This is a genomic window from Methylobacterium sp. AC690 (assembly GCF_979256535.1).
In genome coordinates, this window is the sequence record NZ_CEEDOX010000032.1 from 1 (window position 1) to 18478 (window position 18478).

At 71.4% G+C, this 18478-nt stretch carries 15 protein-coding genes; 10 read left to right on the forward strand and 5 right to left on the reverse strand.

Features of this window, described 5'->3' with window-relative positions; all coding sequences use genetic code 11:
* Positions 1–837 precede the first annotated feature (837 nt).
* Entirely contained in the window at positions 838–2850 is a 2013-nt protein-coding gene (locus AC0IY1_RS24225; protein ID WP_471773079.1) for a methyl-accepting chemotaxis protein, read from the forward strand.
* 128 nt (positions 2851–2978) lie between these two features.
* On the opposite strand, the gene AC0IY1_RS24230 is transcribed toward AC0IY1_RS24225, so the two are convergent.
* Complete coding sequence (locus tag AC0IY1_RS24230) at positions 2979–3317, reverse strand: cupredoxin domain-containing protein (RefSeq protein ID WP_055948998.1); 339 nt, start codon at positions 3315–3317, stop codon at positions 2979–2981.
* A gap of 438 nt (positions 3318–3755) precedes the next feature.
* Positions 3756–4049 (reverse strand): FAD assembly factor SdhE, encoded by a 294-nt coding sequence (locus tag AC0IY1_RS24235; protein ID WP_055948995.1) that lies wholly within the window; start codon positions 4047–4049, stop codon positions 3756–3758.
* Positions 4050–4315: 266 nt separating this feature from the next.
* Here AC0IY1_RS24235 and recG point away from each other — a divergent pair, with 266 nt between their 5' ends.
* Positions 4316–6463, forward strand: coding sequence for an ATP-dependent DNA helicase RecG (gene recG, locus AC0IY1_RS24240; RefSeq protein WP_471773082.1), 2148 nt, complete (start codon positions 4316–4318; stop codon positions 6461–6463).
* A gap of 71 nt (positions 6464–6534) precedes the next feature.
* On the opposite strand, the gene AC0IY1_RS24245 is transcribed toward recG, so the two are convergent.
* On the reverse strand, positions 6535–7317 hold the full coding sequence (locus tag AC0IY1_RS24245) for a DUF502 domain-containing protein (RefSeq protein ID WP_055948989.1): 783 nt from the start codon (positions 7315–7317) through the stop codon (positions 6535–6537).
* A gap of 192 nt (positions 7318–7509) precedes the next feature.
* On the opposite strand from AC0IY1_RS24245, the gene AC0IY1_RS24250 reads away from it, so the two are divergent.
* Positions 7510–7773 (forward strand): hypothetical protein, encoded by a 264-nt coding sequence (locus tag AC0IY1_RS24250; protein ID WP_055949210.1) that lies wholly within the window; start codon positions 7510–7512, stop codon positions 7771–7773.
* Positions 7774–7825: 52 nt separating this feature from the next.
* On the opposite strand, the gene AC0IY1_RS24255 is transcribed toward AC0IY1_RS24250, so the two are convergent.
* Entirely contained in the window at positions 7826–8161 is a 336-nt protein-coding gene (locus AC0IY1_RS24255; RefSeq protein WP_471773085.1) for a hypothetical protein, read from the reverse strand.
* A gap of 209 nt (positions 8162–8370) precedes the next feature.
* Between AC0IY1_RS24255 and AC0IY1_RS24260 the strand changes: the two genes are divergently transcribed.
* The 4 genes from AC0IY1_RS24260 (at position 8371) to AC0IY1_RS24275 (ending at position 12411) form a co-directional block, all read left to right on the forward strand.
* Entirely contained in the window at positions 8371–9048 is a 678-nt protein-coding gene (locus AC0IY1_RS24260; RefSeq protein ID WP_055948982.1) for a hypothetical protein, read from the forward strand.
* 70 nt (positions 9049–9118) lie between these two features.
* On the forward strand, positions 9119–11446 hold the full coding sequence (gene recD2, locus AC0IY1_RS24265) for an SF1B family DNA helicase RecD2 (protein ID WP_471773088.1): 2328 nt from the start codon (positions 9119–9121) through the stop codon (positions 11444–11446).
* Positions 11447–11762: 316 nt separating this feature from the next.
* On the forward strand, positions 11763–12026 hold the full coding sequence (locus AC0IY1_RS24270) for a DUF6894 family protein (RefSeq protein WP_471773091.1): 264 nt from the start codon (positions 11763–11765) through the stop codon (positions 12024–12026).
* Between the two features lie 79 nt (positions 12027–12105).
* A complete protein-coding gene (locus AC0IY1_RS24275; protein WP_055948978.1) occupies positions 12106–12411 on the forward strand; it encodes a hypothetical protein in 306 nt (101 codons plus the stop codon).
* Between the two features lie 34 nt (positions 12412–12445).
* On the opposite strand, the gene AC0IY1_RS24280 is transcribed toward AC0IY1_RS24275, so the two are convergent.
* Complete coding sequence (locus AC0IY1_RS24280; protein ID WP_471773094.1) at positions 12446–13192, reverse strand: Crp/Fnr family transcriptional regulator; 747 nt, start codon at positions 13190–13192, stop codon at positions 12446–12448.
* Positions 13193–13701: 509 nt separating this feature from the next.
* On the opposite strand from AC0IY1_RS24280, the gene AC0IY1_RS24285 reads away from it, so the two are divergent.
* From AC0IY1_RS24285 to AC0IY1_RS24295, 3 genes are all read left to right on the forward strand, one after another.
* On the forward strand, positions 13702–16020 hold the full coding sequence (locus AC0IY1_RS24285; RefSeq protein ID WP_471773097.1) for a TonB-dependent siderophore receptor: 2319 nt from the start codon (positions 13702–13704) through the stop codon (positions 16018–16020).
* A 33-nt stretch (positions 16021–16053) separates the two neighbouring features.
* Positions 16054–17730, forward strand: coding sequence for a PepSY-associated TM helix domain-containing protein (locus tag AC0IY1_RS24290; protein ID WP_471773100.1), 1677 nt, complete (start codon positions 16054–16056; stop codon positions 17728–17730).
* 98 nt (positions 17731–17828) lie between these two features.
* Complete coding sequence (locus tag AC0IY1_RS24295) at positions 17829–18386, forward strand: PepSY domain-containing protein (RefSeq protein WP_055948968.1); 558 nt, start codon at positions 17829–17831, stop codon at positions 18384–18386.
* Positions 18387–18478 lie beyond the last annotated feature (92 nt).

Consider the following 18478-nt stretch of genomic DNA (forward strand, 5'->3'; position numbering starts at 1 on the left):
CTCCCCCAGGCCCCCCTCTGCGGGAGCGGGTGCCCCCGTCGTCCCGGTCCGTCTTCCCACGCGGCTTCACCCCCGCGCGCGGTTCCGCGCCGGGGGCATGGCCCAAATCGGACGCGTCGCCGCAGGGTCGACGCACCCGGGTTCGACGCGCGGAACGGGGACGCGGGACGCCGCGGAACCCTGTGTTGCGCTTCATGATGTGCCGGTTCCCCGGCGTCCCTGAGCGCCGGCGTCGCCGCCGGGGCCGTTGGCGTCGCGGTGTCTCCGACGGGTCTCGCGCTGGCGCTAAGTTCGGCGGGTTCTGGGGAGACCCCGCACGCTTCGGAGCGAGCCTTCGTCGCACGCCGCCTCGTCATGGGCGGCGCCGCAGCTTCTTCCCGCTGTCCCAGCGACGGGTCGGACGGCGGGGGCATTTCCTCCCCCGGCGCGCCGCCCTGTGCCGAGCCGGCGGTCATAGCGAGCCGTCGCCCGAGGCGGCAGCGACCGAAGCCACCGACGCGGGCACCGCCCCGCCGCCCCCAAGCCCACCCGGTCGGTCTCCGGTCGGTCTCCCGATTCGTACGGGCGGCAGGTCGGGAGAAAGGAACACGATTTAGGAATATTGTCAAGGCTTTTCGCCGGCCCGGCCGGCCGGCCGGCCCCGGTGCCGACCGCGAGGGCCGCCACCCGATCGGGGCGGCCCTCGCCTGCCGAACAACGCCGGGGCTTCCCTTCAGCAACCGAACGGTCAGTCTCGGTCTCCGCAGGGCATGGGTCGTCAAAGTTTGGTGTTCATCGCTCGCTCGCCTTTAAGGTGTTTCGGGTTTGCTTAATGGAAAGCGACTAGAAAGAGCGCAGATGCGGGATGCGCATCGCGGGAACACCTCCGTGCCGTTCTTCGACACTGATCTGCGCGCGCTGATGGCGGCCATCGACCGGTCCCGGGCGCGCATCGAGTTCACCCCCGACGGCACGGTGCTCACCGCCAACGGGCTCTTCCTCGACCTGATGGGCTACAGCCTCTCCGAGGTGACGGGACAGCCCCACGGGCGCTTCGTCTCCCCCGCGGAGCAGGCCAGCGAGGCCTACCGCGCGTTCTGGGACGCCCTGCGCCGCGGCGAGCCGCAGACGCGCGCGTTCAAGCGCTTCGCGAAGGATGGCCGGGCGGTCTGGATCCAGGCCACCTACAACCCGGTCCGCGATCGGGCCGGGCGCGTAACCCGGGTGGTCAAGCTCGCCACCGACGTCACCGCGGAGGTGCTGCGGGCCATCGACCATGACGGGCAGCTCGAGGCCCTGCAGCGCTCCCAGGCCGTCATCGAATTCGGCCTCGACGGCACGATCCTCGCGGCCAACGCCAATTTCCTGGCCGCGGTGGGCTACAGCCTCGACGAGGTCCAGGGCCGCCATCACGGCCTGTTCGTCGACCCGGAGGAGCGCGCCGGGGCCGCGTACCGCGCGTTCTGGGCGGAGCTCGGCCGCGGCGAGTTCCGCTCGGGCGAGTTCAAGCGCATCGCCAAGGGCGGCCGCGAGATCTGGATCCAGGCCACCTACAACCCGATCCGGGACCGGGACGGGGTGCCGATCAAGGTGGTCAAGTTCGCCACCGACATCACCGCGCAGAAGCTGCAGGTCGCGGACGCGATGGCGCAGCTGGCGGCGGTCAACCGCTCGCAGGCGGTGATCGAGTTCGCCCCCGATGCGACCGTCCTCGACGCCAATGCCAATTTCCTGACGGCGCTCGGCTACGGGATCGAGGAGATCCGGGGCCGGCCGCACGCCCAGTTCGTCGAGCCCGGCTACGCCCAGACGGCGGAGTATGCCGCCTTCTGGGACCGCCTGCGCGCCGGCCGCTTCGCGTCGGGCATGTTCCAGCGCTTCGGCAAGGGCGGCCGGTCCGTGTGGATCCAGGCCAGCTACAACCCGATCTTCGATCCCGCCGGCCGCCTGACCAAGATCGTCAAGTACGCCACCGACGTCACCGCCAACATGGCGGCGCGCTCCGTCGCGGTCGAGGCCGCCGAGCGCACCCTCGACAACGTCCAGGCGGTCACGGACGCGGCCGACGTCATGAACGCCTCCGCGCTGGACATCTCCCGCAGCATGGCCCAGTCCAAGACCGTCGTGGACGACATCCACGGCCGGGCCGGGGAGGCGGATGCCGCCACCGAGCGGCTGCGGGGCGCGGCCCAGGCGATGAGCGGCGTCGCCACGATGATCACGGACATCGCCCAGCAGATCAATCTCCTGGCCCTCAACGCGACGATCGAGGCGGCCCGGGCCGGCGAGGCCGGGCGCGGCTTCGCGGTGGTCGCCACCGAGGTGAAGAACCTGGCCGGCCAGGCCGCCGCCGCCACGAACCGGATCAGCAGCGAGATCGCCGGCATGCAGGCGGTCTCCGGCGAGGTCGCCACCACCCTGGCGACGATCACGGCGGCGATCGGCACGATCAGCCGGCATGTCGACGGCGTCACCGCCGCGATGGACGCGCAGGCCCAGGCCACGGGCGCGATCCTGGCCAGCATGCAGCAGGCGGCCGACGGGGTGTCGAGCATCAGCACGGGCCTGGACGACTGGACCATCGGCATGGAGGAGCGGCGCACCGACCGGCGGACGCGCGTCCTCCTGCGCGCCGCGATCCACCTGCCCGGCGGCGCGCGCATCGCCTGCTCCATCCGCGACCTGTCCGAAGGCGGCGCGCGCCTGCAACTGGGCCAGCCCGCAACGGTGCCGGACCGCTTCGCGGTCGTCGTCGACGGGGATGGACGCCGGTTCGACTGCGCCGTGCGGAATCGGTCCGGCACCAGCCTGAACGTGCAGTTCCTGTCCTCGGCCGACCGCCGGCCGGCGGTGCACGCCCACGGTCGGTGACCGAACCTGTTCCGGGGCAAGAGCTGCCCGGAATAAGATCTGCCGGGACCGATGCCCATCGGAGCGGATCGCGCGGCGGGTCCGCTCGGCCGCGGCCGCGGCCGCGGCCGCGGGCGGCGGCCGGCCGCTCAGTCCACGTGGACGGCGAGCTTCATCTTCGGATGCACGCCGCACAGGACGAGGAAGTCGCCCCGCTGCGGGAACACCATCGTGGTGCGGCTGCCGGGGGCCTGGTCGCCGAAGTCGCGGCGGATGCCGTCCGCCTCGATATAGGCGTGGTGGACGGCCGTCGCCTCCTCGTTGGACAGCACGATGGACCCGCCGGCCTGCAGGGTGACGGCCTGGAAGCCGAATTGTCGGGCTTTCTGGATCACGATGCCGGCGACGTTCGCGGCATGGGCGTAGGCGTGGAGGCACCCGAAACAACAGGTCAAACCCGCCGCATACGCGAAAACGCGCCGCTTCATCAAGGATCCCATAATATAGACCTGCGCTATATTTTTGTTTTATGTTCTCAAGCGCAGAGTAAGTCGCGAAAGTTTCAAAAGCATTGCGCCCTTGATTCTGACGAAGTTTTGAACGGATTTGGTTGATTCGCGGTAGAACAACTCGATCGTTTTTTGGGTATCGCTGCCGACGTCTGAGGATCTACGGTCTGCACCCGCGGATCGGGGGCAGAAAGAGTCCTCCCGGCCAGTGTTCGTCTTATCTTTTGAGATCGTGTCTTTTGATGTTCTGCGGTGACGGTCCGGGTCGACCCCACCCTTTCGAGGCTCTTCGCACGACCCCGGCCCCGGCGTCGCGGCGGCCTCCTGCGTCCACGGACGGGGCCCGCGAACCGGAGACTGACCAACTACCGACGCGGCAATCCCGGGGGTGGGACGGGGCGCGAGCCGCCCCGTGGCCTAGTGGATCGGCGCGTCGTGCTTGTGGAAGGCCTTGAGGCGGCGATAGACCGGGGTGTCGTAGTTCGTGGGCGTCGCGTCCTCGCCGGTCAGCCAGCGGAACAGGTCGCGGTCGGGCACCTCGATCAGGGCCTCGAAGGTGGTGAGCTCCTCCTCCGTGAAGGTGCCGATCTCGGCATCGGCGAAGCGGCCCATGATCAGGTCCATCTCGCGGATGCCGCGGTGCCAGGCGCGGAAGAGGGTGCGGCGGCGGCGCGGATCAAGGTCGGCGCTGGTGCGGGTGGTGCCGGACATGCGGTCAGCCTGTGATGCTGTGATCCCGGGATGCCGTGACCCCTGGATCGGAGGATCCTGTGAAATCAGGGCGGCCCCGGCCCGGCCCCCGTGCGTCATCCGCCGCGGGACCAAGCCTTCCGAGGCGTATATAGAGACAGCGGGCCGCGCCGCCATCCCGCCCGCGCCGTCCGATTCCGCCCGGGCCTGCCCCCTCCTCCGGGCGCCCTTCCTCGAGCTTTGCTTCCTCGCGATTTCCTTCCGCCCGCTTTCCGCCTCCGAGCCGCATGACCGACGCCGCGTCCCGCCAGCCCCTGCTCCGCCCGAGCGTCCTCGATGCCCTCTTCGCGCCCGCGCGCGGCCTGCCCGGCATCGGGCCCAAGATGGCGCCGATGATCGAGCGGCTGCTGGGCACGCCCGAGCAGCCGGCCCGGATCGTCGACCTCCTGTTCCACCTGCCGCAGGGCGGCGTCGCCCGGCGCCTGATGGGCTCCATCGCCGAGGCGCCCCCCGGCGAGCCCGTCACCGTGGGCGTCACCGTGACGGGCTACCGGGCGCCCCAGCCCGGGGCGGGCCGGCGGCCCTTCCGGGTGCTGGTGGAGGATGCCACCGGGGACGTCACCCTGGTGTTCTTCGGCATGCCCCAGGCCCGGGTCGAGAAGATGCTGCCGCTGGGGAGCCACCGCTACGTCACCGGGCGCATCGACCTCTGGGACGGGCAGCGCCAGATGGTCCATCCCGCCCGCATCGTCGACGAGGCGGGGCTCGCCGCCCAGCCCACCGTCGAGCCGATCTACGGCGCCACCGAGGGCCTGACCTCCCGGGCGATCTCGAAGCTGGCCCATGCCGCCCTGGAGCGCCTGCCGGTGCTGCCCGAGTGGCTGGACCCGGCCTGGGCGGCCCGCGAGGGGCTGCCGGCCTTCGCCGACGCCCTGCGGGCCGAGCACCGGCCGGAGGTGGCGCCGCCCCCCGTGCCCGAGGGCGGCGGCGCCCCCCCGCGCTCCCCGGCCCGGCGGCGCCTGGCCTACGACGAGCTCCTGGCCTCGCAGCTGGCCCTCGCCCTGATGCGGGCCCGCAACCGCCGGGCCCCCGGCCGGGCCAATGCGGGGGACGGGCGCGTCAGCGGCCGGATCGAGGCCGCCCTGCCCTTCGGGCTGACGGGGGCGCAGCGGCGGGCCGTCGCCGAGATCCGCGGCGACCTCGCCTCCGACCGGCGCATGCTGCGCCTGCTCCAGGGCGATGTCGGCGCCGGCAAGACCGCGGTGGCGCTGCTCGCCATGGCCTCGGCCGTGGAGGTCGGGCGCCAGGCGGCCCTGATGGCCCCCACCGAGATCCTGGCGCGCCAGCACTTCGAACGCCTGGCCCCCCTGGCCGCGCCCCTGCGCCTGCGCCTCCTCACCGGGCGCGACAAGGCCTCGGAGCGCCGCGCCACCCTGGCGGCCCTGGCGGCGGGCGCGGTCGACATCGTGGTCGGCACCCACGCGCTGTTCCAGGACAGCGTGGTCTTCGCCGATCTCGGCGTGGCGGTGGTGGACGAGCAGCACCGCTTCGGCGTGCACCAGCGCCTGGCGCTGGGAGCCAAGGGCGCGGCCGTCGACATTCTGGTGATGACGGCGACGCCCATTCCCCGGACCCTGGCGCTGACCTGCTTCGGCGACATGGACGTCTCGGTGCTCGACGAGAAGCCGGCCGGGCGCCAGCCCATCGCCACCCGCCTCGTCTCCACCGACCGCCTCGACGAGGTGGTGGCGGGCTTGGGGCGCGCGCTGGCCGCCGGCGACCGGGTCTACTGGATCTGCCCCCTGGTGGCGGAATCCGAGTTCGTCGACCTCGCCGCGGCCGAGGAGCGCTTCGCGGACCTGCGCCACAGCTTCGGCGACGCGGTCGGGCTGATCCACGGCAAGATGCCGGGGCCCGACAAGGACGCCGCCATGGAGCGCTTCCAGCGGGGCGAGACCAAGATCCTCGTCTCCACCACGGTGGTGGAGGTCGGCGTCGACGTGCCGGAGGCCACCATCATGGTCATCGAGCATGCCGAGCGCTTCGGCCTCGCCCAGCTCCACCAGCTCCGCGGCCGGGTCGGGCGGGGCACGCGCGCCTCCACCTGCCTCCTGCTCTATCGCGGCCCCCTCGGCCAGGTCTCGCGGGCGCGCCTCGAGATGATGCGCGAGACCGAGGACGGCTTCCGCATCGCCGAGGAGGACCTGCGCCTGCGCGGCGAGGGCGAGGTGCTGGGCACCCGGCAATCCGGGATGGCCGCCTTCCGCCTCGCCAGCCTGGAGAACGACGCCGAACTGCTCCAGGTGGCCCGCGACGACGCGCAGCTCGTGGTCCAGCGTGACCCCGGCCTGAAGAGCGCGCGCGGCCAGGCGCTCCGGGTGCTGCTCTACCTGTTCGAGCGCGACGCGGCGATCCGCCTGCTCGGGGCGGGCTGACCCCGTCCGGGTCGGGCGTCGATCTCAGGCATCGATCTCAGGCGTCGATCTTGGGATCTCAGGCATCGACCTCAGGCGTCGATCTTGGGCGCGTCCCCGTGGGTCGCCCGCAGGGAGGCCGCCATGGCCTGGAAGCGCGCCTGCGGATCCTTGGTGTGGGAATCGCGCGCATGCGGGTCGTCGGGCTGGATCACGCCGGCCGACATCACCAGCTTGGCCGCGTCGTCGACGCTCATGGCGATCTCCACGATGTCGGTGCGCGGCAGGTAGAAGAAGAACCCGGTGGTGGGGTTGGGCGCGCAGGGCAGGAACACGCCGACATGGTCGCCCCCCGGGCCCAGGGCGGCCTGCACGTCCGGGGCGGCCGGCGCGGACAGGAACACCACGGACCAGGTGCCCTTCACGGGGAATTCCACGAGGCCGACCGTGCGGAACGAGGTGCCGTTGGCGGAGAACAGGGTCTCGAAGATCTGGCGCAGGCCCTTGTAGAGCCCGGAGATCACCGGCGTGCGCGCCAGAAGCACCTCGCCGAACTCGACGACGCTGCGCCCCACCAGGTTGGCGGTGAGGAAGCCCAGCAGGGTCACTGCCACGAAGGCGATCAGGAGGCCCAGCCCCGGGATCGAGAAGGGCAGGTAATGGTCGGGCAGGTAGCTCGCCGGCACCAGGGGCTTCACCCAGCCGTCGATGAGGCTGATGAACCACCAGGTCAGGTAGATCGTGATGGCGAGCGGCCCCGACACGATGATGCCGGTGAGGAAGTAGGTCCGCAGGCGGCCCCGCGCGCTCACCCGCGGGCGGGCGCCGGCCTCGGGCTCGGGCGGGGGGAGCGGTGGGGAGAGGGTGGGCGCCACGGATGCACTTTCGGCCGAGGGGACGGCGTTTCGGAACGTCCCTGCCCCGCGCGGCGCGGAGCCGGGGTTCCGGCAAGCTTGGCCCCCGTCCCAAGAGGTAGCCCCTGCGCTCCCGCGGCTCAAGACCGCGTCCGCGCCCCGTGCGACGGGTCGCGTTGCGGCCCGGCCCCCCGGGGGCCTATGGAGGAGCACATGACCGAGAAGCTGACGATTCGCGCCCTGTGCGACCTGGGCCTCATTCCCGCGACCGAGGTGACGGCGGCCGTGGACGCCTACATGGCCAACCCGATGGCGCCGCCCTTCGTGTTCGGGGCGGGCTACCGGCTCAACCTCGGCAAGGCCATCCGCCGCCATCCCGGCGCCAACGACTTCGTCCTGCGCAGCGGCGCCGGCCCACAGCTGAAGCGCCCCTTCGTCGAGGCGGCGATCTGGGAGGCCCGGCCCGACCGGGGCTGAGCCGCGCCGCGCGAAATCCCGGAATCTGCGCCACCCGCCCGAGAGGGTGGCCTCAGCCGCCCAAGATGGTGGCGAGCACCTGCCGGGCGCGCTCCAGGTCGGCGCGGGCCTCGGCCTCGGCGGCCTCCGCCTGCGCCAGCCGGTGGACGGCGTGCATCAGGGGCGAGCCCCGGGTCAGGGCGGAGAGCGCCGCGACCGCCGCCGGATCGACCGAGACGAGGTGGCCGACCTCCCCGAGCAGCAGGGCGATGCGGTGCTCGCAATGCGCCTGCGCCACGCCCTCGGGGCAGGTGCAGGTAAAACGCACGCCGCGCGAGGTCTTCGTCGCCTCCATCCGGTAAGTGCCCTCGCCCTCGGCGCTCGACACGGAGAAGATCAGCGAGGTCATCGGCGCTCCTGTTCGCGCTGCGGCTCCGGAGGACAGCAGAGGTCCGGCGCCTCTTCTACGGCGAGTTCGGCGTCAACGCATCCACGTGGGCGCCCACTTGTCATGACACGGCCCAGGGACCACATCACATCTTCTGGAACATATCAGGAACGTGGCCGTGGGTCACGGCCTGCGCCCAGCCTCCTGGGCAGCCTCGACGAGAAGGCCTGATGCGAACGGCGGACAAGCAGATCGCGGACATCCTGGTCCGCTACGGTGAACCCTTCGGCGGCAATGTCTGGCGGGTGCAGGGCACGGCGGTGATCTACCACCGGACCCTGGAGCGGATCGCCGCCCAGGCCGGCATCGCCTTCGACCCGCCGACCCTGGTGCGGGCCGAGCGCGACGAGGCCGTGATCCTGGTCACTGGTCGGATGGCAGGCGCCAAGGCCGGGACCGAGCGGGTCGAGTGGTCGATCGGCGAGGCCCTGGTCAACGTGAACTACCGGGTCTCGGGCAAGCAGGCCGGCTACGTCTACGCCATGGCCGAGAAGCGGGCCAAGGACCGGGTGATCCTCAAGCTCCTGGAGCTGCACGGCCTCGTCTATTCCGAGGAGGAGGCGGACGAGTTCCGGGCCGGGTCCCCGGCCGCGATCCAGGCCGTCGACGACGCCTTCGCGGACTCCGACCCGTTCGACGCGGTGACCGAGGCCGAGGCCGACTTGAAGCGCCGCATCGACGACCAGGACAGCATCGACGCCGTCACCGACCTGATGCTCGACGCCGAGACCCAGCAGGTGCTCGCCCGGATGCCGCCGGGCACCCGGGACGAGGTCCGCGACTACGCCCGCGCCCGCCTCGTCGCCCTGGGCTGGCCGCCCAAAAAGCCGGGCCGGCGCGCGGCCTGACCCCCGAAACCGGGCTGCCGCGGCGGCCCGCTCCAGGACGCCGTGACGCAGGGCCGGTGGCGTGAACAGGATGATCCGCCCGGGAGATCTCGAACCGCAGGCAGGCCAGGAGGCTCGGCTTGAGGGGACTCGGCTTGAGGAGGCTCGGCTTCAGGAGGCTCGGCTTCAGGCGTCTCGGGAGCCCCCCGACACCCTCGCGGGCACCATCGAGCGCGTCACCTTCCACAACGCCGAGACCGGCTTCTGCGTGCTCAAGGTCCAGGCGGCGGGCAAGCGCGACCTCGTGCCGGTGGTGGGGCACGCCCCGGCGATCGCGGCGGGCGAGTGGATCGCCGCCGCGGGCCGCTGGACCAGCGACCGCCAGCACGGGCTGCAGTTCCGGGCCGAGACCCTGCGGGTGACGCCGCCGACGGGCCGCGAGGGCATCGCGCGCTACCTCGCCTCCGGTCAGATGCGGGGCATCGGCCCGGCCATGGCGCAGCGCATCGTGGCCCTGTTCGGCGCGGACACCTTCGCGGTCATCGAGGCGGAGCCCGGCCGGCTGACGGAGGTGGAGGGGATCGGCCCCAAGCGCGCCGCCCGCATCCTGCGCGGCTGGGCCGAGCAGAAGCGGGTGCGGGAGATCATGATCTTCCTGCACGCCCACGGGGTCGGCACCGCCCGGGCCGTGCGCATCTTCCGGACCTACGGCCGCGACGCGATCGCGGTGATGACGCAGGATCCCTACCGGCTCGCCCGCGACATCCGCGGCATCGGCTTCCGCACGGCCGACGCCATCGCGATGCGCCTCGGCATGGCCCGGGAGGCGCCGCAGCGCCTGCGCGCCGGGGTCACCTTCGCGCTCCAGACCGCCACCGACGAGGGCCATTGCGGCCTGCCCACCGAGCGCCTGGTGGCGCTGGCCCAGCGCCTGCTGGAGGTCGAGCCGGACCTGATCCGCCTCGCCATCGCCCTGGAACTGCGTGGCGCGGACGTGGTGGCGGACACGATCGCGGTCGGGACGTCCGGGGCCGAGACCTGCCTGTTCCTCAAGGGCCTGCACGGGGCCGAGCGCGCCATCGCCGACCGCCTGATCGACCGCCGCGACGGGGCCCCGCCCTGGCCCGCCATCGACCTCGCCCGGGCGATCCCCTGGGTCGAGGGCCGCACGGGCAAGACCCTGTCGCCCTCGCAGGCCGCCGCCATCGGCACGATGCTCGCCGCCCGGCTCTGCGTCCTCACCGGCGGCCCGGGGGTCGGCAAGACCAGCACGCTGGATTCGCTCCTGCGCATCCTCGTCGCCAAGGGGGTGCGGGTGCTCCTCGCCGCCCCCACCGGCCGGGCGGCCAAGCGCATGACCGAGCAGACCGGGCTCCCGGCCAGGACCCTCCACCGGCTGCTGGAGGTCGACCCGGCCCGGGGCGGCTTCGCCCGCGACACCGAGAACCCCCTCGATTGCGACCTCCTCGTCGTGGACGAGGCCTCGATGATCGACGTGCCGCTGATGAACGCCCTCCTGAAGGCGGTGCCGGAGCGGGCGGCCCTGCTCCTCGTGGGCGACGTCGACCAGCTGCCCTCCGTGGGGCCGGGCCAGGTCCTGGCCGACCTCATCGCCTCGGAGCGCGTCCCGGTCGCCCGCCTCACCGAGGTCTTCCGCCAGGCCGCGGCGAGCCGGATCGTCGTCAACGCGCACCGGATCAATCGCGGCCTGATGCCGGAGGCGAGACCTCCGGGGCCGGAGTCCGGATCTCCGGGGCCGGGGGGCGTGTCCCCGGACGCGGCGGCGGATTTCTACTGGATCGCGGTGGACGATCCCGAGATCGGCCTCGACCGGCTGATCGAGGTGGTGACGCGGCGCATCCCCGCCCGCTTCGGCCTCGACCCCCTGCGCGACATCCAGGTGCTGACGCCGATGCTGCGCGGGGTTCTGGGCAGCCGCAACCTGAACCACGCTCTCCAGCAGGTGCTGAACCCGCCCCCCGAGACCGCGGTGGAGCGCTTCGGCTGGCGCTTCGCCCCCGGCGACCGGGTAATGGAGACGCAGAACGACTACGACCGCGACGTCTTCAACGGCGATCTCGGGCGGGTCGTGCGCCTCGAGGCCGAGGACCAGGCGGTGATCGTGGCGTTCGACGGGCGCGAGGTCGCCTACCCGTACGGCGAGCTCGACACCCTGGTGCCGGCCTTCGCCACCACCATCCACAAGAGCCAGGGCTCCGAGTACCCGGCCGTGGTGATCCCGATCGTGAACCAGCACTTCACCATGCTGGCGCGCAACCTGCTCTACACGGCGGTGACGCGGGGCCGGCAGCTCGTGGTGCTGGTGGGCCAGCCCCGGGCGATCCGGACGGCGGTGTCCGGCAGCCGCCAGACCCGGCGCTGGACCAAGCTCGGCCAGTGGCTGCGCGAGCGCGGCTAGGAACGGTCTCGGCCGCGGATGAGGCAGGGTCCAAGATCCGGAGTGAGGATGCAAGCTCCGGAGGCATGCGCGACCGGCACCGCCCAGGTCCCGGATGTTCCCGGGCAAGCTTTGCCGCAAGGCCGCGCAAAGGCCGCGCAAAGACTGTTCAAGGCTGTTCAAGCCCGCGTCAGAACGCGCAGGGCCGGAATCTTGATGAGAACAAAAGAAGAACTTATATCCTCGGGACGACGTCGCACGCGCCGGTCTCGAACACCGGACAACAGGCCCCGGTGACGCTCCCGACAGGGACGTCCCGGGCATTGGAGGCCCGGACATGACCGTCCTGCGGGATCCCCGTTCCCACTACCGGTTCCACTGCACCGACGGCCACGTGGCCATCATCGACCCGACGGGGATCGCCATCGCCGACCGGTCCCAGATCCGCTTCCACGCCGTGGAGGTGGCCCTGCACGCCATGGAGCGGGTCGGGGCGCAACTCGACTGGTCGGACTGGATCGTCGACGTCCACGACGCCCGGGGCCGGCGCGTCCTGCTCCTCGCCTTCTGCGAGCTGATGCGGGTGGCCAGGGCGGCGTGAAATCCTGAGGCCGGATGGGCGGGGACCGGGGGCGGCCTCCGGCGCGGTTCGAAGACGAGACGCAAGCGAGGAAGGCACCATGCGAGGCATCACGAAGGGCGCGTCGAAGCGGGCCGCCTACACGATCGAGACCCTGTCCTACAGCAGCACCCGCCTCGTCCGGCTCGGCGGCCGGAAGGTGGCGATCCTGTTCCCGCCCCTGGATCCGGGTGGGCCGTACCAGCTCTATCCCCATCCCGACACGTTCCGGAGCCTGACCTTCGCGGGACTTCCCGCCCCCCTGCGCCCGGAATTCATGGCCTTCGACTCCCTGGCGGCCGTGGAGGCGTTCCTCGCGATCCGCTCGGCCGCCCCGGCGCCGGAGGCCCTGCCCCTGGCGGCCTGAGGGGCTCCTGTCGGGGATGTGCCCCGCGCGGGGATCAGGCGCCGCCGATGAGCCGGGCGTACTCGGCCTCGGCGGTGCCGTAGCTCCCGTCCGCCAGATCGAGCAGCGCCGGGCGGTCGAGGATGGTGATGCGCCCGCGCCGCGCCCGGATCAGGTGCTGGCCCTCGAGGATCTGGACCGCGAGGGTCGCCCCCGAGCGTTGCACCCCCAGCATCAGGGCCAGGAACTCGTGCGTGATGGCGATGTCGTCGCTGTCGATCCGGTCGTGGCACATCAGCAGCCAGGCGGCCAGGCGCACGTCCATGGTGAAGGTGGCGTTGGCGAAGGCGGTCTTGCCCAGGTGGACGATCTGGACCTGGACGAAGCGCAGCAGCAGATGGCGCAGGGACGGGCTCTGCCCGACGGCCGCCAGGAGCGCCGGGGCGTCGATGGCGAGCAGGCGGCCGGCGTTCTGCACGTAGGCCTGGTGCGGCGTCCGATCGCTGTCGAGCAGGATCGGCGTGGCGCCGACGAGGCCCTCCCGCCCCACCAGGCCGATCTCGACCCGGCCGGCCGAGGCCTCGGTGACGATCGAGACGAATCCGCTCTCGGGAAAGTACAGCCGCTCCACCGGCTGGTTGGGCCGGATCAGGAACTGGCGGAAGTCGCCCGCCATCGGCTCCAGGTGCGGCGCGAGCCGGGCGAAATCCTCCGGCCCCATCGCCCGCAGGAGCAGGTTCTGCACCGCGGCCTGCCGGACCGGATCGGGTGGCGAAGACCGCGACTGTGACGGATCCGGCATGGCGCTCCTCCCTGGACGGCAAGAGCGCGGGCGGTCTCCCAACCGCCCGCAGCGGGATGCGGGCGACCGTTTTAACATAGATTTATTTGCGGGATTTTCAAGTATCCGTCCGGATCTGCATGGTATTTAGGCAGAAATAAAACAGCTTATTGCTTTCAGAGGATTGGCCGACTTTCTGGATGTTCCCCGACATTCATCGGAAAAACCGGGTCCATCCTGCGCGGCCGCAGCGCGGCCGGGCCGAGGTCCCTGGTTCGACGCCGCGTCCGCGGGCTGTGCGCTTGGGGTCGCAGTGTGATTTTTTTTCGCAGAGGCCGGGATTAAAGGCCGTGTCCGCCCGATGTCCCCCTCTCAGTTTCAGTCTGGAATAAGTAAAAAACATATCCCTTGCAGATGAATTACGAATTCTGCCAAGACGTTTTGGTGCTGGCGAAAGTAAGTCAATTCACATTCGCGGTACAGAATTCGTGCACTCCCGGGAATGGTCTGTGGCTGTGAACCGTTTTGCGTTGCTTGAGAGTCCCCGTCCCGTCGCTCAGGCAGCCCAACGCTGTCTCCTGGCGACGCTCCTGTCCGGCGTTGCTGCGGTCGGGGTCTCGATCAACGAAGCAAAGGCCCAGGCGAGCGAGACGGTGACCCTCGACATCCTCTCGGTGGAGGGCGCCGGCGCGGGCCGGAACGCGTCCGGCAGCCAGCCCGGCGGCGCGGTCGGCCCCCTGCGCGGCTACGTCGCCACCCAGAGCCGGGTGGCGACCAAGACGGACACGCCGATCGTCGAGACCGCGCAGTCGATCTCGGTGATCGGGCGCCAGCAGATCGAGGACCAGAACGCGCTCACCCTGAATCAGGCCCTGCGCTACACCCCCGGCGTGACCACCGAGCAGCGCGGCGGCGCCGGCGCCACCCGCACCGACCAGTTCTTCATTCGCGGCTTCACCGCCCCGCTGTTCCTCGACGGCCTCTCGCTGCCGGGCAGCCGCGACGCCGCGCCGTCCGTCGATCCCTATCGGGTGGAGCGCGTCGACGTCATCAAGGGCCCCGCCTCGGTGCTCTACGGGCAGTCGGGCCCGGGCGGGATCGTCAACTTCGTCTCCAAGGTCCCGCAATTCGTCCGGCACGGCGAGATCTTCGTCCAGGGCGGCGGCTTCAACGAGGTGCGCGGCGGCTTCGACATCGGCGGCCCCCTGGCCGCCGAGGCGGGTCCCCTCGCCGACCAGTTCGCCTACCGCGTCGTCGGCCTCGGCTGGAAGGGCGACGGCCCGGCCGTGACCACGGAGGTCGAGCGCGTCCTGATCAATCCGAGCCTGACCTGGCGGCCCTCCGCCGAGACCTCGCTCACCGTCATCGGCAACTACCAGCGCGACCCGTTCTCGGGCTTCTACGGCGGCTTCCCCGCCGTGGGCACGCTGTTCCGGCGCAACTTCGGCGGCGGACTCACCGGTCGCCTGCCGGTGGATTTCTACGACGGCGACCGCACCTTCGAGCGCTCGGACCGGACCCAGGCCTCGATCGGCTACATCTTCGACCACGACATCAACGACGCCCTGCACGTCCACTCGGCGGCGCGCTACCTGCGCACCGAGGGCGATTACCGCAGCGTCTACGGCGCCTTCAACGACACCACTGGTCCCTTCGCCAGCGGCCCGCTCATCGACCGCTCGCGCATCGCGACCCGGGTCGACATCGACGCGTACACCATCGACAACAATCTCGTGGGCAAGTTCGACACCGGCATCTTCGCGCACACCGCCCTCGTCGGCGTCGATTACCGCAGCTTCGAGACCCGGACGCTGTCCTCGGCCTTCCCGGCGGCCCCCAGCCTGAACGTGCTGGCGCCCAACTACGCCATGACCATCCCGACGCCGCCCTTCACCACGGATTCGCGGATCAGGTCGGAGCAGACGGGCATCTACGTCCAGGACCAGGTGAAGTTCGACCGCCTCGTCCTCACCCTCGGCGGCCGCTACGACTGGGCCAGCAGCTCCGGCCCGACCCGGACCCTCGCCACGAACGTCGTGACGAACCAGGACGTGCCCTCCGAGGCCTTCACCGGCCGGGCGAGCCTGCTCTACCTCTTCGACAACGGGTTCGCGCCCTACGTCTCCTACAGCGAGGCCTTCGAGCCGATCACCTCGGGGCGGATCTTCGATGCGAATTTCGGCTCGGTCGGGCGCATCCCCGCCCCGATCACCAGCGACCAGTTCGAGGCCGGCATCAAGTACCAGCCGCCCGGCACCGACATCCTGCTCACCGCCGCCGCCTTCGACATCCGCCGCTCGAACGCCACGAATCCCGATCCGGTCAATCGGGCCTTCGTGGTGCAGACCGGCGCGGTCGGCGTGCAGGGCCTGGAGTTCGAGGCGCGGGTGAACCTCGCCGAGGGCCTGAACGTCATCGGGGGCTTCTCGTTCATCGATGCCCGCGTCTCCGGTGACATCACCTCGACGCTCAACCAGGTCACCAATCAACAGGTGCCGCTCCTCGGGCGCACGCCCGTCCAGATTCCCGACACCACGGTCTCGCTGTTCGCCGATTACCGCTTCACCGGCGGGCCCCTGCTGGGCCTCGGCCTCGGCGGCGGCGTGCGCTATCTCGGATCGTCGTGGGGAGACCCGGCCAACACCTTCAAGGTGCCCGAGAGCGTCCTCGTCGATGCCGTGCTGTCCTACGACCTGAAGCACTTCGACGCGACGCTCAACGGCTTCACGATGCAGCTCAACGCGCAGAACCTCCTCGACGCGCGCACCGTCACGGGCTGCTTCAGCTATTCGAACTGCTATTACGGCCTGCCCCGCACGGTCTACGCCACCCTGCGCTACCGCTGGTAAGCCGGCTTCCGCACAGAGCGCCCCGGAGGACGCATGGGTACGAGCTTCCGCCAGGCCATGGCCTGGCTCCACACCTGGTCCGGCCTCGTCGTCGGCTGGGTCCTGCTGGCGATCTTCGTCACCGGCACGGCGAGCTACTACCGGGCCGACATCTCCCGCTGGATGCGGCCCGAGCTCGGACAGAGCCAGGCGCTCTCCGGCGCGCCCCTCTCGCCCGATGCGGTGGCGCGGGCGGCCGAGCTCGGCGTCGCGCATCTCCAGCGGCACGCGGGCGGGGCGCGGACGTGGTTCATCGGCCTGCCGACCCCCGACAGCCCGGTGCTCGACCTGTTCTGGCGGACGAAGCCCGGCACCCCGCCGGGGCAGGCCCGCCTCGACCCGGCGACGGGCGAGCCGGCGGCCATCCGCGAGACGAAGGGCGGCGACTTCCTCTACCGCTTCCACTTCGAGCTCCACATGCCGCCCCTCTGGGGCCGCTGGATCGTCGGCCTCTGCGCCATGATCATGCTGGTGGCGCTGATCTCCGGCGTGATCACGCACCGGCGCATCTTCGCGGACTTCTTCACCCTGCGGCGGGACAAGGCGCCCCAGCGCGGCTGGCTCGACGCCCACAACGTCACGGGCGTGCTCGCCCTGCCCTTCCACCTGATGATCACCTACACGGGCATCGTCACCCTGGGCGTGATGTACATGCCCTGGGGCATCACCACGGCCTACAAGGGCGAGGCGCAGACCTTCTTCGCCGAGAGCGGCCAGATCCCGGTGCCGCGTGCCGCCGCCGGGCAGCCCGGCACCCTGGCGCCCATCGGCCCGATGGTGCGCGAAGCCATGGCGACGGTCTCCGAGCCCCTGGAGCGGCTCTCGATCGTCAACCCGCGGGACGCCCACGCCGTGGTCACCGCGGTGTTCGAGGAGCCGCACGGGCTCTCGCACGAGCACCCGCAGATCGCCTTCGACGGGGTGACGGGCGCGGTGCGCGAGGTCCGGCAGGGCGGCCTCAGGCCGGCGGCCCGGACCTTCACCACCCTGGTCGGCCTGCACGAGGCCCACTTCGCCGGGCCGGCCCTGCGCATCCTGTTCTTCCTCTGTGGCCTGATGGGCTCCGCCATGGTGGCGACCGGCCTCGTGCTCTGGTCGGTGGCACGCCTGCCCCAGGCCCTGCCCAAAGCCTTGCCCCAGGCTCTGCCCCAGGCCCTGCCCAAGGCTCTGCCCAAGGCCTTGTCCAAGGCGGACGAGCGGGGCTTCCTCGGCCTGCGCCTGGTCCAGGCCCTGAACATCGGCGCCGTCGCCGGGCTCCCGGCGGCCATCGCGGCCTACTTCCTCGCCAACCGCCTGCTGCCCCTCGCCCTGGCGGGCCGGGCGGATGCGGAGATCGGCGCCTTCTTCGCCACCTGGGGCCTCGTCACCCTGGCGGCCCTCGCGGGCCCGTCGCGCCGGGCCTGGGGCGCGGCGCTGACCGCGACGGCCGGCCTCTATCTCGCGGTGGTGGCCGCCGACCTCGCCCGGGTCGATCACCACTGGGCGGGGCTCCTCGCCGGGCAGGCGCGCTTCGTCTGGTTCGATGCGACGCTCCTCGCCCTGGCGGGCCTGTTCGCCGTCGCGGCGCGCAAGCTCGCCCGCTACGCCGGGCCACGGCGGGCGGCCCCCGCTCCCGCGGCGGCGCGCGCCGGCCTCGGCGCCCTCGCCGCCCCGGGACCCTCGGCCCGCTGAAGGACCGGGCGATCCGGCGCATTGCTGCGGAGCAACCAACCGGCCTGCCGGCCGTTTCCAGGGTCCTTCAACGACACCCGAAAAGGGACGACCCGCCCATGATGCACCGCCTCGCCGCCGCCGCCGGATTCCTCGCGCTCAGCACCGGCCTCGTGCTGGCCCAGACGCCCGCCCCCAAGACCGACATGACCAAAACCGACAAGGACATGAAGGAGTACCAGCTCGCCGCGGTCAGCAAGGTCACCCTCGCGCAGGCGCTGACCACCGCCGAGCAGCAGGGCGAGAAGGGCCGCGCCATCGACGCCGACTTCGAGAAGGCCGACGGCAAGAACCCGAACCACTACAGCATCAAGGTCGTGTACCCCGACGGCAAGCTGGTCGAGTACGGCATCAACGCCGATGACGGCGCCCTGTACAAGACCGAGAACCAGCCGATCGAGCGCTACTTCACCCGCCTGAAGCCGGCCGACTTCCAGAAGGCCACCACCTCGCTCAAGGACGCCCTGAAGATCGCCGAGCAGAAGGCCGGCGGCGGCAAGGCCTACGAGGCCGAGGTCGAGCGCGAGGGCGCCTCGGTGCAGTACGACATCAAGGTGGCGCTCCCCGACCGCGAGCAGAAGGTCAAGGTCGGCCCCGACGGCAAGGTCGTCGACTGACCCCCGACGTCCTCGACGATCTCGCGAGAGCGTCGAGGGATGCGAAGCGGGAGGGCGGCCCCGGGCCGGCCTCCCCGCCCTTGCCCCTGCCC

Coding starts and splice junctions, on each gene's coding strand:
- recD2 (WP_471773088.1), top strand. CDS start 9,119: ATGATCCGCCCGGGAGATCTCGAACCGCAGGCAGGCCAGGAGGCTCGG.
- AC0IY1_RS24295 (WP_055948968.1), top strand. CDS start 17,829: ATGATGCACCGCCTCGCCGCCGCCGCCGGATTCCTCGCGCTCAGCACC.
- AC0IY1_RS24250 (WP_055949210.1), top strand. CDS start 7,510: ATGACCGAGAAGCTGACGATTCGCGCCCTGTGCGACCTGGGCCTCATT.
- AC0IY1_RS24275 (WP_055948978.1), top strand. CDS start 12,106: ATGCGAGGCATCACGAAGGGCGCGTCGAAGCGGGCCGCCTACACGATC.
- AC0IY1_RS24255 (WP_471773085.1), bottom strand. CDS start 8,161: ATGACCTCGCTGATCTTCTCCGTGTCGAGCGCCGAGGGCGAGGGCACT.
- AC0IY1_RS24260 (WP_055948982.1), top strand. CDS start 8,371: ATGCGAACGGCGGACAAGCAGATCGCGGACATCCTGGTCCGCTACGGT.
- AC0IY1_RS24235 (WP_055948995.1), bottom strand. CDS start 4,049: ATGTCCGGCACCACCCGCACCAGCGCCGACCTTGATCCGCGCCGCCGC.
- AC0IY1_RS24270 (WP_471773091.1), top strand. CDS start 11,763: ATGACCGTCCTGCGGGATCCCCGTTCCCACTACCGGTTCCACTGCACC.
- AC0IY1_RS24225 (WP_471773079.1), top strand. CDS start 838: ATGCGGGATGCGCATCGCGGGAACACCTCCGTGCCGTTCTTCGACACT.
- AC0IY1_RS24280 (WP_471773094.1), bottom strand. CDS start 13,192: ATGCCGGATCCGTCACAGTCGCGGTCTTCGCCACCCGATCCGGTCCGG.
- AC0IY1_RS24230 (WP_055948998.1), bottom strand. CDS start 3,317: ATGAAGCGGCGCGTTTTCGCGTATGCGGCGGGTTTGACCTGTTGTTTC.
- recG (WP_471773082.1), top strand. CDS start 4,316: ATGACCGACGCCGCGTCCCGCCAGCCCCTGCTCCGCCCGAGCGTCCTC.
- AC0IY1_RS24290 (WP_471773100.1), top strand. CDS start 16,054: ATGGGTACGAGCTTCCGCCAGGCCATGGCCTGGCTCCACACCTGGTCC.